Genomic DNA, 26,958 nt, shown 5'->3' with positions numbered 1-26,958 from the left:
GGCTCTCGCCGGCTTTTTCATTCGTCGAATTGTCTGGAAGACTACATGCCCAGCGCGGCGCGGGCGTCCTTGAGGGCGGACAACTGATGCTCAGCTTTCGACCGCACGTCGGCGGTCTTTGCATCAGCAACGTCTTCCTCGGCATCCCTGATCTTCTGGTCGAGGTCCGCGGCGTTCAGCTCCTCGACCGGCATCGCATGTTCGGCGAGCAGGATCATCGAATCGTTGGTGATGTCGGCGAAGCCGCCCTGCACATAGAAGCGCTGGTCGGCACCGCCGGCGGTCGTGACGGTCACGACGCCCGGCTTCAGCGTCGTCATCGCCGGCGCATGGCCGCTCATGATGGTCATGTAGCCGTCGGTGCCCGGCGCGAGGACCGCGGTGACGACTTCCGACACCAGGAGACGCTCCGGGGAAACGAGTTCGAACTGGAAGCTCTCAGCCATGGTCAGCCTGCTTGTTGAGGGCTGCCTCGAATGCGAGGACGGCCTTGTCGAATTTGTCTCGGCAGCCGGTGTTGCAGAACCCGACCACCGCACCCTTGTATACAGTCAGGGAATCCAGCGAAACCGGATCCCCCGACCAGGGGCACGTCTCGTTCACGGCATCCTCTATCCGCAGCGCGGACGGAGCGTTGCCGGTCGGCATCAGGCGGCTTCAGCCGCCAGACGCTGGGCCTTCTCGATAGCCATGTCGATCGAGCCGACCATGTAGAAGGCGGCTTCCGGCAGGTGATCGTACTCGCCGTTGACGAGGCCCTTGAACGAGCGGATCGTGTCTTCCAGCGGCACCAGCTGGCCCGGCGCGCCGGTGAAGACCTGCGCCACGAAGAACGGCTGCGACAGGAAGCGCTCGATCTTGCGGGCGCGGGCGACCGCGACCTTGTCCTCTTCGGACAGCTCGTCCATGCCGAGAATCGCGATGATGTCCTGCAGCGACTTGTAGCGCTGCAGCGTCTCCTGCACCTGGCGGGCGACGGTGTAGTGCTCCTCGCCGAGGATCATCGGCGACAGCATGCGCGAGGTCGAGTCCAGCGGATCCACCGCCGGGTAGATGCCCTTCTCGGAGATCGCGCGGTTCAGAACCGTCGTCGCATCAAGATGCGCGAAAGAAGTCGCCGGCGCCGGGTCGGTCAGATCGTCCGCGGGAACGTAGATCGCCTGCACCGAGGTGATCGAACCCTTGGTCGTCGTGGTAATGCGCTCCTGCATCGCGCCCATGTCGGTCGCGAGCGTCGGCTGGTAGCCCACCGCCGACGGGATGCGGCCGAGCAGAGCCGACACTTCCGAGCCGGCCTGGGTGAAGCGGAAGATGTTGTCGACGAAGAACAGAACGTCCTGGCCCTGGTCGCGGAAATGCTCGGCGATGGTGAGGCCGGTCAGCGCGACGCGGGCACGGGCGCCCGGCGGCTCGTTCATCTGGCCATAGACGAGGGCAGCCTTCGAGCCTTCGGTGTTGCCACCGTTCTCGGCCGGGTCCTTGTTCACGCCGGACTCGATCATCTCGTAGTAGAGATCGTTGCCCTCGCGGGTGCGCTCGCCGACGCCGGCGAACACTGAGTAGCCGCCGTGGGCGCGGGCGATGTTGTTGATCAGTTCCTGGATCAGAACGGTCTTGCCGACGCCGGCGCCGCCGAACAGGCCGATCTTGCCGCCGCGGGCATACGGCGCGAGCAGGTCGATGACCTTGATGCCGGTAACCAGGATCTGGCTCTCGGGCGACTGGTCGACATAGGCCGGGGCCGGCTGGTGGATGCCGCGCTTCGACTCGAACGGGATCGGGCCGGCGTCGTCGATCGGCTCGCCGATGACGTTCATGATGCGGCCGAGCGTGCCGGCGCCGACCGGAACCTGGATCGGCTCGCCGGTGTCGGTCACCGGCTGGCCGCGGACCAGGCCCTCGGTCAGATCCATCGCGATGGTGCGAACGGTGTTCTCGCCGAGGTGCTGCGCCACTTCCAGCACCAGGCGGTTGCCGTTGTTGGTGGTCTCGAGCGCGTTCAGAATGGCCGGCAGCGGTCCGTCGAACGAAACGTCGACGACGGCGCCGATGACCTGCGCGACGCGCCCGGTGGCCTGTCCTGTGATGTCAGCCATCGATGGCATCCTTCTCTTAAAGGTCGTCAAAAGGTCGTCAGAGCGCTTCGGCGCCCGCGATGATTTCGATCAGTTCGGTCGTGATCTTGGCCTGACGCTGGCGGTTGTAGACGAGCGTCAGCTTCTTGATCATGTCGCCGGCGTTGCGCGTCGCGTTGTCCATCGCCGTCATGCGCGCGCCCTGCTCGGACGCGGCGTTCTCCAGCAAGGCCCGGAAGATCTGGACCTTGATGTTGCGCGGGATGAGGTCGGCGAGGATGTCGGCCGGATCGGGTTCGTATTCGTAGACGCCACCGCCGGCGGCGGTGAGCTGTGCACCATCCTTGTCGACCGCAGCCGGGATGACCCGGCGCGCCGTCGGAACCTGGGTGATGACGTTCTGGAACTCGGAGAAGAAGATCGTGCAGACGTCGAACTCGCCGGCCTCGAAGAGGTCCAGCACCTTCTCGCCGATGCTCTCGGCGTTGGAGAAGCCGAGTTGCTTGACGTCGCGCAGCTCGATCCGGTCGATGATCCGCTTGCCGAGGTCACGGCGCATCGCGTCGTAACCCTTCTTGCCGACGGCGATGATCTTCACCGTCTTTCCTTCGGCGTCGAGCTCGCGGACGTGCTGGCGAACCAGCCGCACGATCTGCGCGTTGAAGCCGCCGGCGAGACCGCGGTCGGAGGCGAACACGACGAGGAGGTGCGTGTCCTCCTTGCCGGTACCGGTCATCAGCGTCGGCGCGTCGCCTTCCATCGCATTGGCGATGTTGGCGAGCACCGCGGCCATCCGCTCCGAATAGGGGCGGGCAGCCTCGGCAGCCTCCTGCGCGCGGCGAAGCTTCGCCGCCGCGACCATCTGCATGGCCTTGGTGATCTTCTGCGTTGCCTTGACCGAGGCGATGCGATTACGCAGGTCTTTCAGCGAAGCCATTGTCCGGAACCGTCTCCCGCTACCTTACCGTTATTCCCGAGGCTTTAAGCGAAGCTCTTCGAGAACTGGTCGAGTGCCGCCTTCAGCTTGCCACGGGTATCGTCCGTGATCTGCTTGTCGTCGCGAATGGCGTCGAGAACGGCCTTATGCTCGGTGCGCATCGAGGAGAGCAGGCCCTCTTCGAACGGACCGACGTCGGAAACCTTCAGCTTGTCGAGATAGCCCTGGGTACCGGCGAAGATCACGACGACCTGCTCTTCCGTCTTCAGCGGCGAGAACTGCTGCTGCTTCAGGAGTTCGGTCAGGCGCGCACCGCGGTTCAGCAGGCGCTGGGTCGAGGCGTCGAGGTCGGAGCCGAACTGCGCGAACGCCGCCATTTCGCGGTACTGCGCGAGCTCACCCTTGATCGAGCCGGCAACCTGCTTCATCGCCTTGATCTGCGCCGACGAGCCGACGCGGCTGACGGAGAGGCCGACGTTCACCGCCGGGCGGATGCCCTGGTAGAAGAGGTTGGTCTCGAGGAAGATCTGGCCGTCGGTGATCGAGATCACGTTGGTCGGGATGTAGGCGGACACGTCGTTCGCCTGGGTCTCGATGACCGGCAGAGCGGTGAGCGAGCCGGAGCCATTGGCCTCGTTCAGCTTGGCCGCACGCTCGAGCAGGCGCGAGTGCAGGTAGAAGACGTCGCCCGGATAGGCTTCGCGGCCCGGCGGACGGCGCAGCAGCAGCGACATCTGGCGGTAGGCGACGGCCTGCTTGGACAGATCGTCATAGCCGATCACGGCATGCATGCCGTTGTCGCGGAAATACTCGCCCATGGCGCAGCCGGCGAACGGCGCGATGTACTGCATCGGGGCCGGGTCGGAGGCGGTCGCCGCAATGACGATCGAGTACTGCATGGCGCCGCGCTCTTCGAGCACGCGCACGAACTGCGCGACGGTCGAGCGCTTCTGGCCGATCGCGACGTAGACGCAGTAGAGCTTGTCCTTCGCGACGCCGGCATCGTGGCCCGGCTTCTGGTTCAGGAAGGTGTCGAGCAGGATCGCGGTCTTGCCGGTCTGGCGATCGCCGATGACCAGCTCGCGCTGGCCGCGACCGACCGGGATCAGCGCGTCGATGGCCTTGAGGCCGGTCGACATCGGCTCGTGCACCGACTTGCGGGGCATGATGCCGGGCGCCTTGACGTCGACGCGGCGGCGCTCGGTGTGCTCGATCGGGCCCTTGCCGTCGATCGGGTTGCCGAGGCCGTCCACGACGCGGCCGAGCAGGCCCATGCCGACGGGAACGTCCACGATGGCGCCGGTGCGCTTGACGACGTCGCCTTCCTTGATGTCGCGGTCGGAGCCGAACAGCACGACGCCGACATTGTCGCTCTCAAGGTTCAGCGCCATGCCGCGCACGCCGCCCGGGAATTCGACCATCTCGCCGGCCTGACAATTGTCGAGGCCGTAGACGCGGGCGATACCGTCACCGACGGACAGAACCTGGCCGACTTCCGAGACTTCCGCCTCGCTGCCGAAGTTCTTGATCTGGTTTTTCAGGATTGCGGAAATTTCCGCGGCGCGGATGTCCATCAGCCGACCTCTTTCAGCGCTAGCTTAAGCGAATTGAGTTTGGTGCGAAGCGACGTGTCGATCTGGCGGGAGCCGATCTTCACGATCAACCCACCGAGGATCGACGGATCGACGCTCTCGTGCATCGTCACCGTCTTGCCGGCATAGGCGCCGAGCGTCTGCGACAGTTCGCGGCGCTGGTCGTCGCCGAGGGGATGCGCACTGATCACCTCCGCTTCGACTTCGCCGCGCTCGTCTGCCGCCATGGCGCGGAAGCTGCGAACGATGCCCGGCAGCACGAAGAGCCGGCGGTTCGAGGCGACCACTTTCAGGAAGTTGGCAGTGAGCTGGCTCGCCTTGACGTCCGCGACGATCGCGGAAATGGCGGCGAGCTGTTCTTCGGAAGTGAAGGCCGGGCTTTCCACCAGACGCCGGAAGTCGGCATTCTGGTCGATCAGGCCTTGGAACTCGTTCAGTTCGGACTCGACCACCGAGATCGAACCCTCCTCACGAGCAAGCTCGAACAAGGACAGAGCGTAGCGTTCTGCGACTCCCGAGACGGGAGAGGATGATGTTGCCACGGACGACCGTTTCTCTTCCTGGGGTTCAAGCGTGTTGGGCATTCTCGGCAGCGAGAACGCCCCAAACACTTAGAACCGTTAGATTATTTCCATCGGAGCGACATCTTGACGCCACTGGCCCGAGGGAGGCAAGGACCCTCTAGCATAGCGATTTGCCATCGACAACGCCGGAACCGGACTCTCGGTCCGAGTTTTGCCGCTTTTTGGGAGCCGGGGCGGCAGCCGCGCCTGCTCGCCTGCCGGCTCAGCTTTCGACAAGGCCGAAAGCCGCGGCCAGCGGCAAGGCGGCGAGCACGAGGTCGAGGATCAGGAAGGCGAGGTTGTAAAAGGTCGATCCCTTGTCCGAGAGGATCGAGACCAGCCGGCCGAAGGCTGCAAACAGCCAGGCGACGCCGAGCATCAGCGGCATCGTCCACTGCTCGAAGAACATCAGCACCATCAACCCGATGCCGAGATAGAAGCCGCCGATCGTCGAGCGCGCCTCCGACACCGCCTCCGGGTAGGCGTGGTGGGTGGTCAGCCGCAAGGCCCGCAGCAGCGTCACCGGCGCGAACAGCGCGAACAGGCCGAACAGCGCGGTGAACGCACCGACGCCGTAGGTCATCAGGTCGGCATTGGTCTGCGGCAAGGGAAAGGCGAGTTCCACGGGGACATCCTCGGCAAAGGCGGCGCCTCGGCACGGCGCGGTGGCCGAGTGCTACCGGCTCGCGCCGGCGGCGGCAAGCGCGGGACTGTGCCTTGGCCACCCGGTCGCCGGTCGCCGTTGACGATGTTCAGAGAAAGCTCTGCGGATCCACGTCGATCTGCACCTGCACCGTGCCCCGCGGCTTCGGCGCCCGCTCGATCATCGCCCGGAGATAATCCTGCAACGGCGCACGCCGCCCGCCCTGCAGCAGCAGCCGGAAGCGGTGGCGGCCGCGCAGCACCGCGAGCGGCGCCTCGGCGGGCCCCAGGACCTCGATCGTCGCATCCTCGGGGGCGGCACGCCGGAGCTCGCGGCCGTGGTCTTCTGCGGCCTTGCGCGTCTCCGCCGAGATGATGACGCTCGCCAGCCGTCCGAAAGGCGGCAGTCCCGCCCGCTCGCGCTCGCCGATCTCGCGGTCGTAGAAGCGCTCCGCCGTCCCCGAGGCGATCGCCTGCATCACCGGATGCTCCGGCTGGTAGGTCTGGATCAGCCCACGGCTCGCGCGGCCGCTCCGCCCTGCCCGCCCGGTCACCTGGTGCAGCAGCTGGAAGGTTCGCTCGGCGGCGCGCGGATCGCCGTTGGCGAGGCCGAGATCGGCATCGACCGCGCCGACCAGCGTCATCAGCGGGAAATGATGCCCCTTGGCGACGAGCTGCGTGCCGATGATGATGTCCGCCTCCCCTTCGGCAATGGCGTCGAGCTCGCGCCGCAGCCGCCGCGGACCGCCGGCCAGATCGGAGGAGAGGAGGATGGTGCGCGCCTCGGGAAAGGCGCCGAGCATCTCCTCGGCGATCCGCTCGACGCCGGGGCCGCAAGGCACGAGATGGTCGAACACGCCGCATTCCGGACAGGATTCCGGCCGCGGCCGGGTGAAGCCGCAGTGATGGCACTGCAGCTGCCCGCGCAGCCGGTGGTCGACCAGCCAGGTCGAGCAGTCCGGGCACTGGAAGCGATGGCCGCAGGCGCGGCAGAGCGTCAGCGGCGCGTAGCCGCGGCGGTTGAGGAAGAGCAGCGCCTGCTCGCCGCGTGCCACGGTCTCCTCGATCGCCTTCAGCAGCACCGGCGAGACGAAGCGGCCCCGCGCCGGCGGATGGCGCTTCATGTCGACCAGCTGCAGCGTCGGCAGCGCCGCCTCGCGGTAGCGGGCCGACAGCACGACATGGCCGTAGCGCTGGGTCGCGGCGTTCACCCGGCTCTCGATCGACGGCGTCGCCGAGGCGAGGATCACCGGGAACTTGCCGATCGAGGCACGCACCACCGCCATGTCGCGGGCGTGGTAGAAGGTGCGCTCCTCCTGCTTGTAGGCGGGGTCGTGCTCCTCGTCGACGATGACGAGGCCGAGGTCCTGGAACGGCAGGAACAGCGACGAGCGCGCCCCCGCCACCACCTTCACCCGTCCCTCCGCCACCTGCCGCCAGACCTTTTCGCGCATGCGCGGGGTGACGTCGGAATGCCATTCCGCCGGCGGCGCGCCGAAGCGGGCATGGAAGCGGTCGATGAAGCTCTGCGTCAGCGCGATCTCCGGCAAGAGGATCAGCACCTGCCGCCCCGCCGCCAGCGCCTCGGCCACGGCCTCGAAATAGACCTCGGTCTTGCCCGAGCCGGTGACACCCTCGAGCAGCGTCGCCGAGAAGCCGCCTGCCCTCACCGTCTCGACCAGCGTCCTCGCCGCCTCGATCTGGTCGCCGCCGAGATCGGCACGGCCGAAGCCGAGGTCCGGCTCGGCCACCGCCGGGGGCGGCGGCAGTCGGACGGTCTCGAACGCCCCGAGCTTCATCAGCCCCTCGACCACGGAGACCGAGACCCCCGCGGCATGCGCAAGGCCCGAGCGCGACCAGGCCGTTGCATCCTCGGCGGCATCCAGCACCCGCTGCCGCGCAGCCGTCATCCGCTCCGGCACGGTGCCGGTCAGCGCCATGCCCTCGATCCAGGGCTCGGGGTCGAACGCCGCCGGCGCCCGCAGCGCCATCCGCGCGACGAGGCCCGGCGGCGACAGCGTGTAGTCCGCCACCCAGTCGATGAACTGGCGCATGGCGGCATCGAGCGGCGGGCAGTCGAAGACGTGGGTGATCGCCCTGAGCTTGCCGGGGTCGAGGCCGTCCGGCACGGCCGGATCGTCCCAGACGATCCCGGCGACCTGCCGTGGCCCGAGCGGTACCTGAACGATCGAGCCGGGCACCACCACCATTCCCTCCGGCACGGCGTAGGAATACGGGCGCGGCGTCGGCAGCGGCACCAGAACCGGCACCGACCGGATGTCGAACAGCTGGCCGGTCAGGGAGGAACTCGCTCGGGACATGGATCCGATTCGGCTGGATGGGGTTCTGACATAGACGGGTCGTGCCGCGGGGGGTAGCAGGCGCTGGCGCGAGGACGCCGGTCTGTCGGCCTGAAGCCCGCCACCGGAGCGCCTTACGTGGTGACCCGGTCCCCGAGTTGCGATATCAGAGCGAATGGACGGGACACCGTCGGCGCAAGGAAGGACGAAAGCGATGAAATTCTTCGTGGACACGGCCGATATCGGCGAAATCCGGGAAATGAACGAGGCCGGCCTGATCGACGGCGTGACCACCAACCCCTCGCTGGTGCTGAAGGCCGGCCGCCCGATGATGGAGCTGATCGCCGAGATCTGCGACGCCGTCGACGGCCCGGTCTCGGCCGAGGTCTCGGCCCTCACCGCCGACGAGATGATCCGCGAAGGCAAGATCCTCGCGGGCATCGCCAACAATGTCTGCATCAAGCTGCCGCTGACGCTGGACGGCCTCAAGGCCTGCAAGCACCTGACCGACGAAGGCTTCGAGACCAACGTCACCCTCTGCTTCTCGGCCACCCAGGCGCTGCTCGCCGCCAAGGCCGGCGCGACCTACGTCTCGCCATTCATCGGCCGCCTCGATGATATCAACATCAACGGCATGGAGCTGATCGCCGACATCCGGCGTATCTTCGACAACTACGACTACGAGACCCAGATCCTCGCCGCCTCGATCCGGACGCTGAACCACGTGCGCGAGGCCGCGCTGATCGGCGCCGACGTCGCCACCGTCCCGACCGCCACCCTGAAGGCGCTGGTCAAGCATCCACTGACCGACAAGGGCCTCGAGACCTTCGTCGCCGACTGGAAGAAGACCGGCCAGTCGATCTGAGGCGCGCCGCCGTCACGTCAGACAAGAAAGCCCGGCCGGCGACGGTCGGGCTTTTTCATGTCGGGCGTTTCTTGTGCCGGGACTTTTCACGTCGGGCCTTTTCACGCCGGGTCCGCGCTTTCGTAAAGCCGCCGGTAGCGGTCGAGGAAGCGCTGGTCCAGCCAGTGCTTCAGCGTCAGGGCAGACCGCCCGCGAGATCCGAGGCCACCCCGCATCGCCAGCCCCTGGCCATCCGCCAGATCGACGATCGACAGCGCCCGTCGCTGCGGCCGGTAGCGCGAGAGCATTTTGCCCTCGGCAGCGGCCAGAAGATTACCCGCCAGCACCGCCCCGGCGCGCACGCCGTAGACGCCAAGCTTCGGCAACGGACTGCCAACGATCTCCGCACAATCGCCGGCGGCAAAGATCCGGGGGTCGCCGACCGACTGCAGCGTCGGCGCGACCAGAAGGCCATCGCCCGCGGGAAGGCCCAGCATTCCCGTCAGCGGCTGCGCGACAAGCCCGGTCGCGAGGATCAGCCGGTCGAAGGCGAGCACCGCGCCGGAGGCAAGTCGCACCGACCCGGCCGTCGCCGATGCGACGGCGCTGCCGCGATGGACGTCGGCCCCACGCCCCTCAAGGCTTGCCAGCGCCGCCCGGCCGAGAAAGCCCGGCGCCTGCGGCAGGAGGTTCGCCTCCGCCGTGACCAGCGTCACCGACAGCCTGATCTTGCGGGTCGCGGCGAGGTGGAGGAGGTTGCCGGCGATCTCGCAGCCGGTCGCGCCGCCCCCCACCACCAGCACCCGCGACGCGCCGCCTGCGGCCGTAATCTCCTCGCGCAGCTTTGGCAGGCCGCCGATCGGCTTCACCGCCGCGGCGGCGACGCCCTCGAGGGCCGGGGGAGTACGGACCGTGCTGCCGATGGCGAAGGAGACGAGGTCGTAGGCGACGAGAGAAGAGGCCGCGAGACGCAACGTCCGGGCCGCGCGGTCGAGCCCGACGACGCGGTCCTCGATGAAGCCCGCCCCGCAAGCGACGGCCAGACGATGCGCATCGAGGCTGGCGGCCTCCACGTCGAAACGCCCGCCGAGGGTTCCACTGCCGCGGCCGGAGTACCAGAACCGGCCGGGGTCGATCAGCACCAGCTCTATCCCGCGCGCGTGGAAGGCCTTCGCCCGGGCGAGAACGGCGAGATGCGCATGGCCACAGCCGATGAGAACGACACGCGTCATGCGCCCTTGCTGCCGGTCATGGCATCCCCCTCAAACGCAGAAAGGGCGACGCTGTCGCGCCGCCCCTTCGAAACTAGACTGCTGAAATGCTCAGGTCGAATGACCGGCATCCTCGACCTGGAAATGGCTCTCCAGGAAGTAGAGCCCGGTGTTGATGCCGCGGCCGATTTCGGTCAGCAGGTCGGCGGTCAGGTCGTCACCGGCCTCGTCGGCCTCGCTGATGCCCTCCTGCAGGGCCTCGCTCCAGGCGGCATAAGAGTCCGAGAGGCGGCGGAGGTGATCTTCCGACTTCACGATGTCCAATGCGTAAGGCGGCAGGATCGTGTTGCCGGCCGCGGCCTGCACGGTGCCCTGGGCCTGGCCGCCCATACCCGTCAGGCGCTCGGCGATCAGGTCGACATAGGCCTCGACGGCCTCATGCTGCTCGTCGAACAGCTTGTGCACGGCGATGAAGTTCATGCCCTTGACGTTCCAGTGCGCCTGCTTGGCCTGGTATGACAGGTCGATCGCGGTGCCCAGGTGCTTCTGCAGCAGCGCCACCATGGCGCCGCGGACGTTCTCTTTCTGGGGGTTCTTGGTCGGGTGCAGCTTGATGTTCGGGGACTTGGCCACGGTGGATCCTCTCGGCTGATACGGGGGTGTCCGGCAGGACTATCGGCAGTGCCGACAGCGCGCCGTCCTCGTCCGCTAGAACCACCGAGGCTTGCCGTTGTTCCTCACAGCCGGCAGAGCTTGCACAGCCGGCTGGCTTCGCCGAACCGAAATCCCCCTGCGGGAGAGACCGAACTCAGACGCGGTCTAGACCCTGCGCTCGACCATCATCTTCTTGATTTCGGCGATCGCCTTGGCCGGGTTCAGACCCTTCGGGCACGACTGCGTGCAGTTCATGATGGTGTGGCAGCGGTAGAGCCGGAACGGATCCTCCAGCTCGTCGAGCCGGGCACCGGTCGCCTCGTCGCGGCTGTCGATCAGCCAGCGGTAGGCCTGCAGCAGCACGGCCGGGCCGAGGTAGCGCTCGCCGTTCCACCAGTAGGACGGGCACGAGGTCTGGCAGCAGAAGCAGAGGATGCACTCGTAGAGACCGTCGAGCTTGGCGCGGTCGTCGTGGCTCTGCTTCCACTCCTTCTCGGGCTCGGGCGTCTCGGTCTGCAGCCAGGGCTCGATCGAGCGGAGCTGGGCGTAGGGCACCGAGAGATCCGGCACGAGGTCCTTGATCACCGGCATGTGCGGCAGCGGGTAGACCTTGATGGCACCCTTCACCTCGTCCATGCCCTTGGTGCAGGCGAGCGTGTTGGAGCCGTCGATGTTCATGGCGCAGGAGCCGCAGATGCCCTCGCGGCAGGAGCGGCGCAGCGTCAGCGTCGAGTCGACCTTGTTCTTGATCCACAGCAGCGCGTCGAGCACCATCGGGCCGCAATCGTCGAGATCGACGTAGAACGTATCGAGCCGCGGGTTCTCGCCGTCGTCGGGCGACCAGCGGTAGATGCCGAACTCGCGGACGTTCGTCGTCCCTTCCGGTTTCGGCCAGACCTTGCCCTTGGAGATCCGGGAATTCTTCGGGAGGGTGAGCTCGACCATGACGGGATCCGGTGCCAGTTTGGAATCGATGCAGATATAGGAGCGTGCACCGCAAAACACCAGCGAGGAATCGGCTGTAAGGCCCTTGCGGCCATGGGCTTTTCCGGAGCCCATGGCGCGATCCGCGTGCGAACCGATTTAATCGGAGGCGGTCGACCCCCTCCCCGTTACGGCGCGGGTTTGACGGGGACGGTCGGCGTCGCCGGCGTCATCGGCACCGCCGGTGCAGCCGGCATGGCGGGCTTGGCGGCCGCGTCTGGCTTGGCGACGAACTTGCCGGTGGAGCAGGAATCGGCCGTCTTGCTGATGAAATCGAAGATCACGCCCTGGTCTGGCTGGCCGACACGGCCGTCCGCGAGCATCCGGTCGGCAACCGGCGGCGCGACGACGGTGGCGATGAGATAGTCGCGCTGCGGGTCGGACAGGCCGGTCAGCGTCTGCTCGGCGAGGCAGTGGCAGGCCTCCTTCGACATCTCCTTCATCTGGATGCCGCAGAGCCCGGTGATCAGCTCGATCTGCGTCGCTTTGTCGCCCGCCCGCGGCAGGTCGAACTGCTTCTCGGCGCCGGGTGCCGCTGGCTTGGCGGTGGTGTTCGGCACCGCTGGAGCCGCCGTCACGGCCGGGGCCGGGGCACTCGGCGGGGTCGGCGTCGCCGTCTGTCCCATCGCCGGCAAGGCCAGCCCGATCGCGAAGAAGGCCGGCAGTCCGGCGCGGATGAATGAAGGCATCGAATTCTCCCAAGGATATCGTCGGCTGCTTGAAGAGCCGTTTGGCCGGTGTCCCGTCAGAGACCTAGCGCCGCCGGTCCAATTTGGCGAGGTGTCGTCTTGGGACGAGGTGTCGTCTGCCGGCATGGCGCGCCACCCGTCATCGGCACTTCACCGACGGCCGCTAGAAAGGCCGCCTTATCGTCTCCGGCCTGGGAAATTCGATCATGACCGCAGCCCGCCTTCGAGCCCTCGCCCTCGCCTGCCTCATTGCCGCGCCCGTCACCGCCTCCGCCGCCGACGAACCGCCGCACATGCGCTCGGAAAGCATCGCCTCCTACGCCGTGCCGGAAGCCAACCAGGCCGTCGCCGTCGATGCCGACTTCTTCTATGCAATCGACAACCGCACGATCGCGAAATACGACAAGCAGACGCAGAAGCTGGTGAAGATCTGGGAACGGCCGAAAGGCGGCCCGATCCAGCATTTCGACAGCGCGACGGTGGTCGACGGCCGGATCTACCTCGCCCACTCCAACTATCCGGAGTGGCCGATGGCCAGTTCGCTGGAGATCTTCGACGCGGCCACCTTGACCCACGTCGCGACCCATTCCTTCGGCATACAGATCGGCTCGTTCACCTGGGTCGACAGAGGACCGGACGGCCAGTGGTACGGCGGCTTCGCCAACTACAACCGGGTCTTCGACAAGAGCCCCGTCGCCTACGGCAACAAGTACAACACGCAGATCGTCCGCTTCGACGCCAACTGGCAGCCGGTGGAACAGTGGACCATCCCCGAGGCCGTGGTCGAGAAGTTCGAGGACATGTCGAATTCCGGCGGCTCGTGGGGTCCGGACGGCAAGCTCTACCTCTCCGGCCACGATCCAGCCGAGGCCTATGTCATGCAACTGCCGGAGATGGGCCCGGTGCTCGACTGGGTGGCGACCGTGCCGCTCGACAACCATGGCCAGGGCATCGCCTGGGACCGCTCGCAGAAAGACATCCTCTACGCCATCCTCCGGAGCAAGGATGGCGAGCCGAACCGCGTCACGGTCAACCGGGTGATGTTTGCACCCCCGAAGTAACGCGCCCTAAACAACGAAAGGCGATTGCACACAATCGGAGTGTGCAATCGCCCGCTGCGTTTGTCCGGGTCGAGTAGGGTTCTAGCCGCGGCCTTTTCGGCGCACGGCGCGATCCACCGCCGGCATCAGGTCGTTGTTGGACTCGATCCGCAGCATTCGGATGTCGCGGACGGAGGGAGCGAACCAGTCGAAGGTTTCGGTCAGATCCTGGATGGTCAGGACGCAGGAGACCTCGTTGACGGTCTCGTTCCCGAAATAGGTGCTGCCCTGCTGCCAGTCGAAACCTTGCTCCCCCAGGAAAGCCCGCACCTCATTATACGCATTGTTCCAGGACGGCCCGGGATAAACCTCCCGCAGCCGGTTCGTATCGAGATCGAAGACGATGGCGTACATCGATCCGCTCTTCCCGCTATTGTGCCCGATCCGAGACATCGACATTCCCTCAAGGCACAAGAATGCTGCGAAAGCCTCCGCGGATCAATACACCCGCTTCTTTGGCTGGATGTACTCGATCTCGTTCGACATCGTGTAGGTGTGCACCGGCCGATCCTCGAGCGAGACGGTCTTCGCCTCGGTGTCGCAGAACGACAGCGTGTGCTTCATCCAGTTGGCGTCGTCGCGGTCCGGGAAATCCTCGCGGGCATGGGCGCCGCGCGACTCCTGGCGGGCCAGCGCCGAGTCCATGGTGACGACGGCCTGGCTGATCAGGTTGTCGTATTCCATGGTCTCGATGAGGTCGGTGTTCCAGATCAGCGAGCGGTCGGTGATCTTGACGTCGTCGGAGGCGTTCCAGACCTGGTGGATCTTCTGATGACCCTCTTCGAGGATCTCGCCGGTGCGGAACACGGCGCAGTTCGACTGCATCGTGCGCTGCATCTCGTCGCGCAGGTCCGCCGTCGTGGTCGAGCCCTTGGCGTAGCGGAAGCGGTCGAGCCGGGCGAGCGAGTTCTCGCCGGCATTGGCTGGCAGCGGCGCCTGGGAAGCGCCGGCCTGCACGGTCTCGGCGCAGCGCAGGCCGGCCGCACGGCCGAACACCACGAGGTCGATCAGCGAATTGGAGCCGAGCCGGTTGGCGCCATGCACCGAGACGCATGCCGCCTCGCCCACCGCCATCAGGCCCTGGACCACGGTGTCGGCATTGCCGTCCTTCTTGGTCAGGACCTCGCCGTGATAGTTCGTCGGGATGCCGCCCATGTTGTAGTGGACGGTCGGCAGCACCGGGATCGGCTCCTTGGTCACGTCGACGCCGGCGAAGATCCGCGCCGACTCCGAGATGCCCGGCAGGCGCTCGTGCAGGATCTTCGGGTCGAGATGGTCGAGGTGCAGGAAGATGTGGTCCTTGTTCTTGCCGACGCCGCGACCGTCGCGAATTTCCATCGTCATCGAACGCGACACGACGTCACGCGAGGCGAGGTCCTTGGCCGACGGAGCATAGCGCTCCATGAAGCGCTCGCCTTCCGAGTTGGTGAGGTAGCCGCCCTCGCCGCGTGCGCCCTCGGTGATCAGGCAGCCGGCGCCGTAGATGCCGGTCGGATGGAACTGCACGAACTCCATGTCCTGCAGCGGCAGGCCGGCGCGCAGCACCATGGCGTTGCCGTCGCCGGTGCAGGTGTGGGCGGAGGTCGCCGAGAAATAGGCACGACCGTAGCCGCCGGTGGCGAGAATCGTCTTCTTGGCGCGGAAACGGTGCAGCGTGCCGTCGTCGAGGCAGAGCGCCACGACGCCGACGCAGGCGCCCTCCTCGTCCATGATCAGGTCGATCGCGAAATACTCGATGAAGAATTCCGAGGAGTAGCGCAGCGACTGGCCGTAGAGCGTGTGCAGGATCGCGTGGCCGGTCCGGTCGGCGGCGGCGCAGGTGCGCTGGGCCGGCGGGCCGTTGCCGAAGTCGGTGGTCATGCCGCCGAAAGGCCGCTGGTAGATCTTGCCGTCTTCGGTACGCGAGAACGGCACCCCGAAATGCTCGAGCTCGTAGACCGCCTTCGGCGCCTCGCGCACCAGGTACTCGATCGCGTCCTGGTCGCCCAGCCAGTCCGAGCCCTTGACGGTGTCGTACATGTGCCAGCGCCAGTTGTCGGCGCCCATGTTGCCGAGCGAGGCGGCGACGCCGCCCTGCGCCGCGACGGTGTGCGAGCGGGTCGGGAACACCTTGGTGATGCAGGCGGTCTTGAGGCCGGCCTGGGCGGCGCCGAGCGTCGCGCGGAGGCCCGCACCACCGGCGCCGACGACGACGACGTCGAAGCTGTGGTCGGTGAAGGTGTAAGCCTTGCCGTTGATGCCGGGGGCAGCGCTGCCAGCGGCACCGCGGTGCGGCTGGCCTTCAGGGGCGGGGGCGTTCTTGTGGGTCTCGGCCATGGCTCAGGCTCCAAAGCTCAGCTTGACGATCGCGAACAGGCTGGCGGCCGCCACGAGGATCGCGAAGAAGGTGTTGAGGATCTGCAGAATGACCCGCAGGCCACCATGCACGTAGTCCTCGATGATCACCTGCATGCCAATGCGCATGTGCACGGCACCGGAGACGACGACCAGCGCCATGATCAGTCCGACCAGCGGGTTGGTGAAGGCGATGCGGACGTCGGCATAGGTGCCGTTGTGCAAGGCGATCAGCAGGATGACGAAGGCGGTGATGAGGAAGAGGTTGGCAATGCCGGTCAGGCGCTGGGTGAAGAAGTGCCCGGTGCCTTCCTTGGCGGAGCCGAGGCCGCGGACGCGGCCGAGATCGGTGCGCATTTTCATCGGTATACCCCTCAGAGAACGATGACGGCGATCCAGAGGATCGCGGTGAGGACGAGGGAGAAACCGAGTGTCGCCAGCGCAAGCTTGGTCGAGGTTTCCTTGTCGAGGCCGTGGCCGGTATCCCAGATAAAGTGGCGGATGCCGCCGGCCATGTGCTGCAGCAGCGCCCAGCTGTAGCCGAAGAGGATGAGACGGCCGAGGAAGGAGCCGAAGAACCAGGAAGCCGTGGCGAAATGCTCCGGGCCGCTCGCGGCGGCAACCAGCCACCAGACCACCAGCAGCGTGCCGACATAGAGCGCGGCCCCTGTGATGCGGTGCAATATCGACATCGCCATGGTCGGCCGGAACCGGTAGATCGACAGATGCGGCGACAGCGGCCTTGCGGATTTCAACTCGGACAAATCTGCCTCCTGTCCAGCCGCCCGTCGGTGTCTCACGTGAAACAATGTCCCGGGCGCCGGTAATGTATAGGTCGTAAAAGGCGTATCGCACTTGCGAAAGCAAGAGACATTCTAATCAAGAATGCCGGCGGCATCGACCTGAATCGATTTACCCGCCTTTGGGCTCCCTTCCCATCCGGGAGGGCGTCAAGATGTCGCCGCCGGTGAGTGCGTTCAGCGGTCGTCGAAGCGGATGACGTAGCTCGACCAGTCCGCCGGCTCGGCGATGCGCTCGTAGAGCTGGCGGCCGTTTTCCGGATTGCGCGGCGCGTGCAGCACCAGCTTCGACCAGCCGCGGGTGTCCGACGCCTCCGCAAGGAGATCGACCATCGCCTTGGCGATGCCCTTCCGGCGGTGCTTGTGGTGGACGAAGATATGGTCGGCAAGCCCCGAGCGCATGCCGGTCCAAGGGTCCGGCAGGTCGTAGAACACCAGGAAGCCGACCAGCTCGCCGTCGAGCCGCGCGCCGAGGATTTCCGCCGTCCGGTCCTGCAGCAGCTGCTCGGCATAGACCTTGTCGGGCGCACCGGGGGCCCCGCGAAACACCGCCTGCACATAGTCTGCGAGCAGTGGCGCGAGATCGCGCGCATCCTTCAGGCGGAGCAGCTGGATGTCGATGTCCGGGAGCGGCAGGGTTTCCATGCCAGCGATCTCGCCCGGATCGCCCCGAGGGTCAAGCACGAAGCGTCGATCCGCCGCATCACAGCCGCGCGACGTCGCGCAGTGAAGAGCGGTGAAGGGCGGCGGCGCCGGTGCGCCGCCGCCCGGATGGGCTACTTCCAGCCGCGCACGTCGACGAAGTGGCCGGCGATCGCCGCCGCCGCCGCCATCGCCGGCGAGACGAGGTGCGTGCGGCCCTTGAAGCCCTGGCGGCCCTCGAAATTGCGGTTCGAGGTCGAGGCGCAGCGCTCCTCCGGCGACAGGCGGTCCTCGTTCATGCCGAGGCACATCGAGCAGCCCGGCTCGCGCCAGTCGAAGCCGGCGGCGATGAAGATCCGGTCGAGACCTTCCTTCTCCGCTTGCTCCTTCACGAGGCCCGAGCCCGGGACGATCATCGCCGAGACGCTGGACGCCACGGTGCGGCCCTCGACGATGCCGGCGACGGCCCGCAAGTCCTCGATGCGGCCATTGGTGCAGGAGCCGATGAAGACGCGGTCGATGGCGATGTCGGTCATCTTGGTGCCGGGGGTGAGCCCCATGTATTCCAGCGCGCGGTGCTTGGAGGCGCGCTTGTTCTCGTCCTCGATGGCCTCGGGATCGGGTACCACGCCATCGACGGCGACGACGTCCTCAGGGGAGGATCCCCAGGAGACGATCGGCGGCAGGTTCGCCGCATCGAGACGCACGACGGCATCGAAATGCGCGCCCTCGTCGCTGACGAGCGTCTTCCAGTAGTCCACGGCCTTCGCCCAGTTCTCGCCCTTCGGCGCGCGCGGGCGGCCTTCCACGTAGTCGAACGTCGTCTGGTCCGGCGCGATCAGGCCGGCGCGGGCGCCCGCCTCGATCGACATGTTGCAGATCGTCATCCGCCCTTCCATCGACAGCGCGCGGATCGCCTCGCCGGCATATTCGATGACGTAGCCGGTGCCGCCGGCGGTGCCGATCTGGCCGATGATGGCGAGGATGATGTCTTTTGCCGTAACGCCGGGTGGCAGCACGCCGTCGACGACCACCTGCATGTTCTTCGCCTTCGCCTGGATCAGCGTCTGGGTGGCCAGCACATGCTCGACCTCGGACGTCCCGATGCCGTGCGCCAGCGCCCCGAAGGCGCCGTGCGTCGAGGTATGGCTATCGCCGCAGACGATGGTCATGCCGGGCAGCGTGAAGCCCTGCTCTGGGCCGATGATGTGGACGATGCCCTGCCGCCTGTCGGTCTGCGCGTAATACTCGATGCCGAAGGCCTCGGTGTTCATCGCCAGCGTCTCGACCTGCAGCCGGCTCTCCGGGTTCTTGATGCCGAGCGAGCGGTCGGGGGCGGTCGAGACGTTGTGGTCGACCACGGCCAGCGTCTTCTCGGGATGGCGCACCTTGCGCCCAGTCATTCGCAGACCCTCGAAGGCCTGCGGGCTGGTCACCTCATGCACCAGATGGCGGTCGATGTAGATCAGCGCGCTGCCGTCGCGCTCGTCGACGAGGTGGTCGTCCCAGATCTTGTCATAGAGGGTACGGGGTTTGGCGGTCATGGAAATATCCTGGAGAGCCGGCGCACCGGCAGGGCATATCGGGTGAAGACGCAGGCTCCGGCGCCCGCGGGACGCGTTCAGACCAGAAGGCCGATGCCGTCGATCAACCGATAGAAGAACCGGCCTGGCAGCCGCGTGCGGTCGTCGAGCGGGGAAAAGCCCAGCGTCGTCGGCAGAACAGCGGAGGTGGAGCGGACCGGATGCATGGCGCCAAAATAGCAATCTGCCGACGCCAAGACAATGGAGCCATTCCAAAGCCGGCGGGGCAGGAGATGGACCGCGCCGGTGCCGAGCGGAGACATCGACCGCCGTCACTGCGACGCGGCGCGGGAAGGATGCGTTTCCCACGCGGCGCCCCTTTCAAATTGCCGATGGGGTTCGAAGCAGGCAAAGTCCGGACGGAGCTCAAAGGGAGAAGCCACATGGACCTGTACACCGGCGGTTGCCGCTGCGGCGACGTCCGCATCGAGGCGACAGGCAAGCCCTACCGCGTCGGCCTCTGCCATTGCCTCGACTGCCGCAAGACCTCGGGCTCTCCGTTCAACGCCTCGGCGATCTTCCCGGCGGCGGCGGTGACGGTCTCGGGCGAGACGCGGGACTATCAGGGACGGTCCTTCTGCCCGCGCTGCGGCTCCTCGGTGTTCGGCCAGAGCGGCGACGAGATCGAGGTCAGCCTCGGGGCGCTGGATGCGCCGAACCAGCTCGAGCCGACCTACGAGCTCTGGACGGTGCGGCGGGAGGGCTGGCTGCCGGCGTTCAGCCTCCCGCACCATTACGAACGCGATCGGGAGACGACAGGCCGGCACGAGGATTAGAGCCTGACCCGTCGCCTCTGCGCCGATCCCGCCGCCGGCTCACGGCCGGGCGATCGCGGACCCTAGTTCAACGCTTCCGCGACGGCGTCGAAGAAGATCAGCGGGTCGATCGGCTCCTTGCCGGTCGGCTTCGGCTGCGCGCCGAAGGTGACGATGACGACGTTCTTGGCCGGGTTGATGTAGATGTTCTGCCCCTGGATGCCCACCGCCGCATAGGCGCCGTCGGCGATCGAGGGTTTTGTCCAGCCGGTCCACCACATGTAGCCGTAGTCGAGCTTCGACCCGTCCTTCAGCGTGGTCGGGAGCGAGGCCTCCTTCGTCCAGCCGTCGGGCAGGATAGAGGTGCCGTCGATCTTGCCCTGGTTCAGGAAGAACAGACCGAAGCGGCCGTAATCGCGCAAGGTGGCGCTGATGCCGCTGCCACCGATCTCGTGGCCATCGGGCGAATCCAGCCACCAGTTGGCGTCCGCCTCCATGCCGAAAGGCACCCAGATCTTCTGCGATAGGTAGTCGGCGAGCGGCATCTTGATCGCCCCGCGGACGATCTCGCCGAGCACCTGTGTCTCGCCGGTGCTGTAATTGTTGACGGTGCCGGGCTCGGCGGCACGCGGCAGGCTGGCCATCAGCTTCATCGCCGACCCCGGCACCTGCGAGACCTGCGCCTTCAGGAGCGCCCGGCGATCGGAGTTCGGATCGGTATAGGTCTCGTTCCAGCGGACGCCGGACGACATCATCAGCACGTCCCTGACGCTGGCGCCGTCATAGGCGCTGCCCTTCAGCGCCGGCACGTAATCGGCGACGGAGGCGTCGAGACCGGCGATCAGGCCTTCCTTCATCGCGATCGCCGCGAGCGTCGAGGTGATCGACTTGGCCACCGACATCGACATCCAGCGGGTCTTTTCCGTGTTGCCGCGCTGGTACGTCTCGTAGGCGATCTTGCCGTCCTTCAGGACGAGAAGCGCGGTGATGCTGTCGAGCGCCATGAAGTCGTAGAGGTCGTAGCGCTTGCCCTCGACGTCGTAGCTGACGGCGGTCAGCGGCCGTTCTGCCTTCGGCAGCTCGAGAACCTTGCCGCCGGCCTTGATGGTGCGGGTGGGAAACAGCCGATCGATGTTGCGGTAGGTCGAGACCGCTTCGTCGGGCAGCAGCGTGCCGTCATAGACCTCTTCGACCGTTCCGATCGACTCTTCCGCATGCGGATAGGCATCGTCCGCCGCCAGCGCCGGTAAGGCGGTCGCCGACAAGGACAGCACCAGCAACTGCCGGCGCAAATCCATCCATCGCCGAAGAAAACCCATCCGACCCATTCTGAAAGCCATGCAAACATCTCCCTAAGTTGACGCGCATTACTGCCTGTCGCCGCCGGAGACGCAAGCCAGAACCATGAGGATTGAGGGGAGGAGCAGGAAGCCCAACCATTGACGGGGCAACAGGAAACGCCGCGGGCTTTGTGCGAAAACGCTCGGTTCGCCTGATCGGCCGTTCAAACCGGAACAGCGTCTCACACCCCGGGTTGGCGTTAGGTAATCCTAAACCCGGAGACCACCCATGTTCATGCGAATCGACAAGCTACAGGCCGAACTGCCGGCGCCGAAGCGGGCGGATCCGAATGCCGCGGCAGCGCTGCAGGAACTGCTCGGCGGCAAGTACGGCGAGATGTCGACGCTCGGGAACTACATGTTCCAGAGCTTCAACTTCCGCTCGAAGGACAAGCTGAAGCCGTTCTACAGCCTCGTCGCCTCGATCACCGCCGAAGAACTCGGCCATGTCGAGCTGGTCTCGAACGGCGTCGCCATGCTGAACAACGGGCCGGACAAGAAGGACGGCGACATGGGCGATGGCGGCGACATCTCCGGCGCGCCTTTCGAGGACATGAAGGACATCCGCCTTGCCGCTGCCTTCCTCTCCGGCGCCGGCGGCGCAATGCCCGTCAACTCCAACGGCGCGTCGTGGAACAACGACTTCATCACCACCACTGGCAACGTCGTGGTCGACCTGCTGCACAACTTCCACCTGGAATGCGGCGCGCGGCTGCACAAGCTGCGGGTCTACGAGACGCTGACCGACCCGACCGGCCGCGAGGTCTGCGGCTATCTCCTGGTGCGCGGCTCGGTGCATGCACACGCCTATGCGCTGGCGCTGGAGAAGATCACCGGCGTCAAGGTCAAGGATTTCCTGCCGACGCCGAACATCGACCTGTCGAAGATCCCCGAGTGCCAGAAATATCTCGACGAGGGCTCGCACCGCCGGCTCTATACGTTCTCGCCGAACGACTACAAGGACATGGCGGGCATCTGGGGCAATGGCGAAATGGCACTGCCGGGCGACCCGCAAGGCGAACTGGAGGTCGTCGAGGGCCATCCGGAAGGCGGCAAGATCCACCAGCTGACCGGCGTTCCCTCGGCCTTCACCCCGGACTACGCGCCAGAGGAAATGTTCGAGATCGCGTCGAAGCTCTACAAGAAGTCGCGCTAAATTCGAATGGAGCGCAATAGAGACCGGTCGCCGAAAGGCGGCCGGTTTTTTCATGCCGGGCATTTCGATGAACTGGTGAACTGGGAAGTGTCGATGGGCAGCTGAAGCTGCCGCCAAAATTCGTCATCCTCGCGCGAAGCGCGAGGACCCATTCCAGGAATTGGGAAAAGGGATCGGCGGTTAACGGAAGACAGCCCTTCCTCATCCGAGGCGCAGCCGATAGCGCGGCGGCATGGGTCCCCGGCCTGCGGCCGAGGATGACGAGCGTTGAGACTTCAGACGCTCGGAAACGGCAGCCACCGGATATGAACTCGCTGCCGAAATCAGCCCGTCCGACGGTAGCTTAGACCGGTTTTGTCGCCTGCAGCGAGAAGGCAAGCGGGATCTTCGGGACTCCGTCCGGCAGGCTGAAGAGGTCCTCGCCGGTCTCGATCATGCCGGGGAAGGCGCGCCACGCGACTTGGTCGTGCTCTCGCAGGAAATCCAGGCGAAGCCCTGCGCCCAGTACATTGCCGACGACGTCGCTGATGGGATGTAGCCATTCATAGTTGCGGGTGTTCTGGATCCTCCTGGCGTCGCCGGTGTAGGTGGTGGCTTCGTCGAAGGCGAGCGGCGCCGCCGCCGGCGTCTGCCAGTCGAAGCCGACGTGCAGCCTCCCGTCTTCGGCTACCATCTGGTTCATCACCGGATGGCTCTCGAGCAGATAGAGTTTTCCACCCGGGCGCAGCAATGTCGCAACGACCCGCGCCCAAACCCCCAGATCGGACAGCCAGTTGATCGCGCCCCAGGTGACGAAGGCTATGTCGTACCGGGCCGCACCCAAGACCTCGACCGCCGTATCGACCGGAGCCTCGACGAAATACGCCTCGGTCCCCGCCCGCGCGGCAAAATCCCGGGCGGCAGCGATCGCGGCCGGCGAGAAGTCGAGACCGGTGACGGAGGCCGCGCCAAGATGCTTCAGCGACAGCGTGTCGAGGCCGATGTGGCATTGCAGGTGCATGACGTCGCGGCCCGCGAGATCGCCGATCTCGGCCGCCTCGATGGCGTGGAGGCTCGACCCGCCGGCCAGAACCGCGGCAATCCGGTAGGAGCCGGTGGTGTCGCTGGCGTGGAGGCCTGCCCGTTCGTCCCAGTTCCTGAGATTGGCCGCAGCGAACGTATCCATGACGATCCTTTCCAATTCCCGGACATAAAAAAAGCGGCCCGGAGGCCGCTTTTCAAGGTCGTTTCAAGCCGTACCGGTCTTACTCGGCGGCGCTGTCCTTGGCGGCAGCGGCCTCGGCGGCAGCGGCTTCCTTGGCATTGGCCTCGGCGGCGGCCGCATCGAGCGTCGCCTGACGGGCTTCGGCCTTGATGGCGTCGGCCTTGGCCTTCTCGTTGATCACGATCTGGCGGGCGTCGTCGTTCAGCTTGCGGGCGCGAACGTTGGTGGCCTCGACGATACGGGCCGACTTGCCGCGGCGATCGCGCAGGTAATAGAGCTTCGCGCGGCGAACGCGGCCGCGGCGGACGACTTCGACGCTCTCGAGCATCGGCGAGTACATCGGGAAGACGCGCTCGACGCCCTCGCCGTAGGAGATCTTGCGGACGGTGAAGTTTTCCTGGATGCCGGCGCCGGCGCGGCCGATGCAGACGCCCTCGTAGGCCTGCACGCGGGTGCGGGTGCCTTCCGTGACGCGGACGTTGACGCGGAGCGTGTCGCCAGGGGAGAAGGTCGGGATGGTGCGGACTGCCGCAATGCGCGCGACCTCAGCAGCTTCCAGTTCAGCAATGATGTTCATGGGCGTGAGCCTCTCTTTGTTTCATGCCGGGTGTCCCGGTCATGGCCGTCGATACGGTCAAGTTATTCTGAGGAACGCGGGTGCCTTACACGCAAGAGGCCGGTTTGTCGATATGCCGGGGGCGCTGAATCGAGAGGGGCTTGCGAAGCTTGCCGCGAACGCACATCAAGCGGCCCTCACGCCCTGGCCGCGAAACGGCCAATCGCGCCGGGAGCGCCCGCCATGCCCCTCTTCTCCATCGCCCTCCTGTTCCTCGCCGGCTTCTGCGCGGGCGCGATCAATGCGGTTGCCGGTGGCGGCACCTTCATCGCCTTCGGCGCGCTGACGCTCGTCGGGGTGCCGCCGATCGTCGCCAACGCCACGTCGTCGATCGCGCAGTTTCCGGGCTACCTCACCTCGACGCTGGCCTACCGCGCCGACATCAGGCGGATGTGCCAAGGGACGGGAAGCGGCGCGCTGGTGCTGGTGGCGGTATCGCTCGCCGGCTCCGGCCTCGGTGCACTGGCGCTGCTGTCGCTCGACAACCCGCAGTTCCGGGCACTGGTGCCCTGGCTGCTGATCGCCGCGACGACGCTCTTCGCCGCCGGTCCCTGGCTGAAGCCACCGCAGCGCGACGCCGCGGAGGGGCGGACGGGCCACCGCCTTGCTGGCCCGGTCGCGCAGTTCCTCACCGCCATCTATGGCGGCTTCTTCGGCGCCGGCATGGGGATCATGATGCTGGCCTCGCTCGGCCTCACCCAGGGCGGCGACTATCACCGGCTGAACGCGCTGAAGAACATGCTGGCGACGGTGATCGCGCTGGTGGCGATCGTCGTCTTCGTCGCCGGCAACGCCGTGAGCTGGCCGGCGGCGCTGGCGATGATCCCGGGCGTCGCGCTCGGCGGCTATGCCGGCGTCTGGATCGCGAAACGCCTGGCGCAGGTCTATGTCCGCGGCTTCGTGATCGCCGTCGGCCTGCTGCTCGCCATCTACTACCTCGTCAGCGGCTGAGAAGATCCGGCCGGCGCTCGGCCGTCAGCTGCTCGGCTTGCGTCCGCCGCCAGCGCTCGACCGCGCCATGGTCGCCCGAGGTCAGCACCGGTGGGATGCCGCGCCCCTCCCACTCCGCCGGGCGGGTGTAGTGCGGGTGCTCCAGCAGGCCGGTCTCGAAACTCTCGGTCTCGCCGGACTGGGCGTTGCCCATCACGCCGGGCAGCAACCGCACGACGGCGTCGAGCAGCACCAGCGCGCCGAGTTCGCCGCCGGAGAGGATGTAGTCGCCGATCGACACCTCGGTCAGGCCCCGCCCCTCGATCACCCGCTCGTCGACGCCCTCGAAGCGACCGCAGACGATCACCACGCCCGGCCCGTCGCTCAATTCGCGCACGAAACCTTGAGTCAGCGGCCGGCCGCGCGGGCTCATCAGGAGGCGCGGGCGCGCGTCGCCCTCTCCAGCGGCATGGTCGATCGCCCGGCCGAGCACGTCGGCGCGCAGCACCATGCCGGCACCGCCGCCCGACGGCGTGTCGTCGACCATGCGGTTGCGGCCGACCGAGAAGTCGCGGATCTGCACCGTCTCCAGCACCGCATCGCCGCGCTCCAACGCGCGCCCGGCGAGCGAGACGCCGAGCGGCCCCGGAAACATTTCCGGGTAGAGCGTCAGGACGGTGGCGTGAAAGCTCACTTCTCCTCCTGCTCCGCCGCCGCGCGGGCTTCCGCTTCGTCCTCGTCCGGGGTCGAGACGAGACCGGCGGCCAGCGGCTCGACGATCATCACCCGGCGCTCGACGTCGATCCCGGGCACGGCGGCCTCGGAGAACGGGATCATCACCGACGAGCCGCGCTCGGGCTTAATCTCGACCACCTCGCCGGCGCCGAAATCATGGAAGGCGATGACGGTGCCGACCGCTTCGCCGTCCGTGCTCTCGACCGCCATGCCGACCATGTCGGACTGGTAGAACGCGTCCGCGTCGTCTTCCGGCAAAGCGCTGCGGTCGACGAAAAGCTCGGTGCCGTTGAGCAACTCGGCGCCGTTGCGGTCGGAGATCTCGTTGATCGTCACCACCACGACGTTCTTCTGGATGCGCGCGGAGCGGATCGTATAGGTGTTGCCCTTGGCGTCGACGAGCGGGCCATAGGCCTTGATGTCGACCGGGTCCTCGGTGAAGGACTTGATCCGCACCTCCCCCTTGATCCCGTGCGCCCCGCCGACGACGCCGAGCAGGATGGGGTTTTTCGGGAACTTGGCGTCTGGCACGGGGCAATCCGATCGAGGATGACGGGGCTTTCAAGGTGAGAGCGAACGTCTGCGAGGAGTTGTCCGGCTCGTCAAGTCTGCGTTGCCACCGAGGACCGGAAATCGGCATGATCGTGCTGCCTTGGCAGCGCGAACGGTGCTTGAATGGCCTTCGAATGGGATCCAGAGAAAGCGCGCCTGAACCTTGCCAAGCATGGATTGGCGTTCGAAGCAGCGCGGCAGTTCGATTTCGGTACGGCCGCTATCTTTGACGATATCCGGACCGATTATGGCGAGCGCCGGCAGATCGCCATCGGTTTCATTGGCGACCGCCTCTGCGTGATGGCGTTCACAAGGCGTGGCGAGAGGACTAGGATCATCTCGTTGCGCAAGGCCAATGCCAGGGAGAAAAGGCGCTATGTCGACGACCTCGCGTCACGCTGATGCCCGCGCACTGGCGCGGCAGACGGCAAGCCGGCAGCTGGACAAGATCAGCTGGGCGGAAGATCTCGGCATCACCGTCGTAGCACTGACGGACCCCGACAACCCGCCGATGGAATTTGACGAGAGCCGCGACGTCCGCCTCGCACGCCCCAAGCGGCGCGTGGAACTCGCCCTCGACAGCGACCTTCTCGATCATCTGGCGGAAAGCCCTGACTGGGAAGAGCGGGTGAACGAGATCCTGCGGCTGGCCGCGCGGATGGATGCCGCATCCTCGGACGACTAGAGCAAAAGCAAACGGCGCCCGAAGGCGCCGCTCAT

Annotated in this window: 31 protein-coding genes; 7 read left to right on the top strand and 24 right to left on the bottom strand. The window is 66.5% G+C overall.

Going from position 1 to position 26,958, the window contains the following annotated elements; all coding sequences use genetic code 11:
- Positions 1–41: 41 nt before the first annotated feature.
- From ACZL02_RS20585 to ACZL02_RS20550, 8 genes are all read right to left on the bottom strand, one after another.
- The gene (locus ACZL02_RS20585; protein ID WP_472940750.1) at positions 42–446 is read right to left on the bottom strand and encodes a F0F1 ATP synthase subunit epsilon; all 405 of its coding nucleotides are present in this window, start codon (positions 444–446) and stop codon (positions 42–44) included.
- Positions 439–648: a glutathione S-transferase gene (locus tag ACZL02_RS20580; protein ID WP_472940749.1), complete on the bottom strand. Its 210-nt coding sequence runs from the start codon at positions 646–648 to the stop codon at positions 439–441. Before ACZL02_RS20580 ends, ACZL02_RS20585 begins: the two co-directional genes overlap by 8 nt.
- The gene (atpD, locus tag ACZL02_RS20575) at positions 648–2,105 is read right to left on the bottom strand and encodes a F0F1 ATP synthase subunit beta (protein WP_472940748.1); all 1,458 of its coding nucleotides are present in this window, start codon (positions 2,103–2,105) and stop codon (positions 648–650) included. The genes ACZL02_RS20580 and atpD overlap by 1 nt, the downstream gene beginning before the upstream one ends.
- A gap of 28 nt (positions 2,106–2,133) precedes the next feature.
- The gene (locus ACZL02_RS20570; RefSeq protein WP_472940747.1) at positions 2,134–3,012 is read right to left on the bottom strand and encodes a F0F1 ATP synthase subunit gamma; all 879 of its coding nucleotides are present in this window, start codon (positions 3,010–3,012) and stop codon (positions 2,134–2,136) included.
- 44 nt (positions 3,013–3,056) lie between these two features.
- Positions 3,057–4,586, bottom strand: coding sequence for a F0F1 ATP synthase subunit alpha (atpA, locus tag ACZL02_RS20565; protein ID WP_472940746.1), 1,530 nt, complete (start codon positions 4,584–4,586; stop codon positions 3,057–3,059).
- A complete protein-coding gene (locus tag ACZL02_RS20560) occupies positions 4,586–5,146 on the bottom strand; it encodes a F0F1 ATP synthase subunit delta (RefSeq protein WP_472940808.1) in 561 nt (186 codons plus the stop codon). Before ACZL02_RS20560 ends, atpA begins: the two co-directional genes overlap by 1 nt.
- 244 nt (positions 5,147–5,390) lie before the next feature.
- Complete coding sequence (locus tag ACZL02_RS20555; protein ID WP_472940745.1) at positions 5,391–5,792, bottom strand: AGROH133_08824 family phage infection protein; 402 nt, start codon at positions 5,790–5,792, stop codon at positions 5,391–5,393.
- A gap of 127 nt (positions 5,793–5,919) precedes the next feature.
- Positions 5,920–8,130, bottom strand: a complete 2,211-nt coding sequence (locus ACZL02_RS20550) for a primosomal protein N' (protein WP_472940744.1) — start codon at positions 8,128–8,130, stop codon at positions 5,920–5,922.
- 193 nt (positions 8,131–8,323) lie between these two features.
- On the opposite strand from ACZL02_RS20550, the gene fsa reads away from it, so the two are divergent.
- A complete protein-coding gene (gene fsa / locus ACZL02_RS20545; protein ID WP_472940743.1) occupies positions 8,324–8,974 on the top strand; it encodes a fructose-6-phosphate aldolase in 651 nt (216 codons plus the stop codon).
- A gap of 101 nt (positions 8,975–9,075) precedes the next feature.
- Here fsa and ACZL02_RS20540 read toward each other — a convergent pair whose 3' ends face one another.
- The 4 genes from ACZL02_RS20540 to ACZL02_RS20525 form a co-directional block, all read right to left on the bottom strand.
- Positions 9,076–10,185 carry an FAD-dependent oxidoreductase gene (locus tag ACZL02_RS20540; RefSeq protein WP_472940742.1) on the bottom strand — a complete coding sequence of 370 codons (1,110 nt, stop codon included), beginning with the start codon at positions 10,183–10,185 and terminating at the stop codon, positions 9,076–9,078.
- A 90-nt stretch (positions 10,186–10,275) separates the two neighbouring features.
- Positions 10,276–10,797 (bottom strand): DNA starvation/stationary phase protection protein Dps, encoded by a 522-nt coding sequence (gene dps / locus ACZL02_RS20535; RefSeq protein ID WP_472940741.1) that lies wholly within the window; start codon positions 10,795–10,797, stop codon positions 10,276–10,278.
- 186 nt (positions 10,798–10,983) lie between these two features.
- Entirely contained in the window at positions 10,984–11,763 is a 780-nt protein-coding gene (locus ACZL02_RS20530) for a succinate dehydrogenase iron-sulfur subunit (protein ID WP_472940807.1), read from the bottom strand.
- A 167-nt stretch (positions 11,764–11,930) separates the two neighbouring features.
- Positions 11,931–12,491 carry a hypothetical protein gene (locus ACZL02_RS20525; RefSeq protein ID WP_472940740.1) on the bottom strand — a complete coding sequence of 187 codons (561 nt, stop codon included), beginning with the start codon at positions 12,489–12,491 and terminating at the stop codon, positions 11,931–11,933.
- A gap of 206 nt (positions 12,492–12,697) precedes the next feature.
- On the opposite strand from ACZL02_RS20525, the gene ACZL02_RS20520 reads away from it, so the two are divergent.
- Positions 12,698–13,552, top strand: a complete 855-nt coding sequence (locus ACZL02_RS20520; RefSeq protein WP_472940739.1) for a cycloisomerase — start codon at positions 12,698–12,700, stop codon at positions 13,550–13,552.
- A gap of 81 nt (positions 13,553–13,633) precedes the next feature.
- On the opposite strand, the gene ACZL02_RS20515 is transcribed toward ACZL02_RS20520, so the two are convergent.
- From ACZL02_RS20515 to ACZL02_RS20485, 7 genes are all read right to left on the bottom strand, one after another.
- The gene (locus ACZL02_RS20515) at positions 13,634–13,945 is read right to left on the bottom strand and encodes a virulence factor (RefSeq protein WP_472940738.1); all 312 of its coding nucleotides are present in this window, start codon (positions 13,943–13,945) and stop codon (positions 13,634–13,636) included.
- An 84-nt stretch (positions 13,946–14,029) separates the two neighbouring features.
- The gene (sdhA, locus tag ACZL02_RS20510) at positions 14,030–15,907 is read right to left on the bottom strand and encodes a succinate dehydrogenase flavoprotein subunit (protein WP_472940737.1); all 1,878 of its coding nucleotides are present in this window, start codon (positions 15,905–15,907) and stop codon (positions 14,030–14,032) included.
- Positions 15,908–15,910: 3 nt separating this feature from the next.
- Positions 15,911–16,288 (bottom strand): succinate dehydrogenase, hydrophobic membrane anchor protein, encoded by a 378-nt coding sequence (gene sdhD / locus ACZL02_RS20505; RefSeq protein ID WP_472935564.1) that lies wholly within the window; start codon positions 16,286–16,288, stop codon positions 15,911–15,913.
- A gap of 11 nt (positions 16,289–16,299) precedes the next feature.
- A complete protein-coding gene (gene sdhC / locus ACZL02_RS20500; RefSeq protein WP_472940736.1) occupies positions 16,300–16,689 on the bottom strand; it encodes a succinate dehydrogenase, cytochrome b556 subunit in 390 nt (129 codons plus the stop codon).
- 213 nt (positions 16,690–16,902) lie between these two features.
- Positions 16,903–17,370 carry a GNAT family N-acetyltransferase gene (locus ACZL02_RS20495; RefSeq protein ID WP_472935562.1) on the bottom strand — a complete coding sequence of 156 codons (468 nt, stop codon included), beginning with the start codon at positions 17,368–17,370 and terminating at the stop codon, positions 16,903–16,905.
- A gap of 131 nt (positions 17,371–17,501) precedes the next feature.
- Entirely contained in the window at positions 17,502–18,911 is a 1,410-nt protein-coding gene (leuC, locus tag ACZL02_RS20490; RefSeq protein WP_472940735.1) for a 3-isopropylmalate dehydratase large subunit, read from the bottom strand.
- A 77-nt stretch (positions 18,912–18,988) separates the two neighbouring features.
- Positions 18,989–19,147, bottom strand: a complete 159-nt coding sequence (locus ACZL02_RS20485; RefSeq protein ID WP_496258569.1) for a hypothetical protein — start codon at positions 19,145–19,147, stop codon at positions 18,989–18,991.
- 186 nt (positions 19,148–19,333) lie between these two features.
- Here ACZL02_RS20485 and ACZL02_RS20480 point away from each other — a divergent pair, with 186 nt between their 5' ends.
- Complete coding sequence (locus ACZL02_RS20480) at positions 19,334–19,726, top strand: GFA family protein (protein WP_472940733.1); 393 nt, start codon at positions 19,334–19,336, stop codon at positions 19,724–19,726.
- Between the two features lie 62 nt (positions 19,727–19,788).
- Here the strand turns inward: ACZL02_RS20480 and ACZL02_RS20475 are convergent, their stop codons facing one another.
- Positions 19,789–21,045, bottom strand: coding sequence for a serine hydrolase domain-containing protein (locus ACZL02_RS20475; protein ID WP_472940732.1), 1,257 nt, complete (start codon positions 21,043–21,045; stop codon positions 19,789–19,791).
- A 229-nt stretch (positions 21,046–21,274) separates the two neighbouring features.
- On the opposite strand from ACZL02_RS20475, the gene ACZL02_RS20470 reads away from it, so the two are divergent.
- Positions 21,275–22,201 (top strand): manganese catalase family protein, encoded by a 927-nt coding sequence (locus tag ACZL02_RS20470; RefSeq protein ID WP_472940731.1) that lies wholly within the window; start codon positions 21,275–21,277, stop codon positions 22,199–22,201.
- A 343-nt stretch (positions 22,202–22,544) separates the two neighbouring features.
- On the opposite strand, the gene ACZL02_RS20465 is transcribed toward ACZL02_RS20470, so the two are convergent.
- Entirely contained in the window at positions 22,545–23,366 is an 822-nt protein-coding gene (locus ACZL02_RS20465) for a class I SAM-dependent methyltransferase (protein WP_472940730.1), read from the bottom strand.
- Between the two features lie 79 nt (positions 23,367–23,445).
- Entirely contained in the window at positions 23,446–23,982 is a 537-nt protein-coding gene (gene rplS, locus ACZL02_RS20460; protein WP_472940729.1) for a 50S ribosomal protein L19, read from the bottom strand.
- Between the two features lie 222 nt (positions 23,983–24,204).
- Between rplS and ACZL02_RS20455 the strand changes: the two genes are divergently transcribed.
- The gene (locus tag ACZL02_RS20455) at positions 24,205–24,972 is read left to right on the top strand and encodes a sulfite exporter TauE/SafE family protein (RefSeq protein ID WP_472940728.1); all 768 of its coding nucleotides are present in this window, start codon (positions 24,205–24,207) and stop codon (positions 24,970–24,972) included.
- Here ACZL02_RS20455 and trmD read toward each other — a convergent pair.
- On the bottom strand, positions 24,962–25,645 hold the full coding sequence (trmD, locus tag ACZL02_RS20450) for a tRNA (guanosine(37)-N1)-methyltransferase TrmD (RefSeq protein WP_472940727.1): 684 nt from the start codon (positions 25,643–25,645) through the stop codon (positions 24,962–24,964). The two genes, ACZL02_RS20455 and trmD, sit on opposite strands and share 11 nt — an antisense overlap.
- Positions 25,642–26,217 (bottom strand): ribosome maturation factor RimM, encoded by a 576-nt coding sequence (gene rimM, locus ACZL02_RS20445; protein ID WP_472940726.1) that lies wholly within the window; start codon positions 26,215–26,217, stop codon positions 25,642–25,644. The genes trmD and rimM overlap by 4 nt, the downstream gene beginning before the upstream one ends.
- A 144-nt stretch (positions 26,218–26,361) precedes the next feature.
- Here rimM and ACZL02_RS20440 point away from each other — a divergent pair, with 144 nt between their 5' ends.
- Both ACZL02_RS20440 and ACZL02_RS20435 read left to right on the top strand, forming a co-directional pair.
- A complete protein-coding gene (locus ACZL02_RS20440; RefSeq protein WP_472940725.1) occupies positions 26,362–26,640 on the top strand; it encodes a BrnT family toxin in 279 nt (92 codons plus the stop codon).
- Positions 26,615–26,923, top strand: a complete 309-nt coding sequence (locus tag ACZL02_RS20435; protein ID WP_472940724.1) for a BrnA antitoxin family protein — start codon at positions 26,615–26,617, stop codon at positions 26,921–26,923. The genes ACZL02_RS20440 and ACZL02_RS20435 overlap by 26 nt, the downstream gene beginning before the upstream one ends.
- The last annotated feature ends 35 nt before the right edge of the window (positions 26,924–26,958 follow it).

This window comes from Mesocryomonas fontinalis, assembly GCF_055730125.2.
The sequence above is the reverse complement of the archived record's forward strand: the minus strand, read 5'-3'. Positions and strand labels throughout refer to the sequence as shown.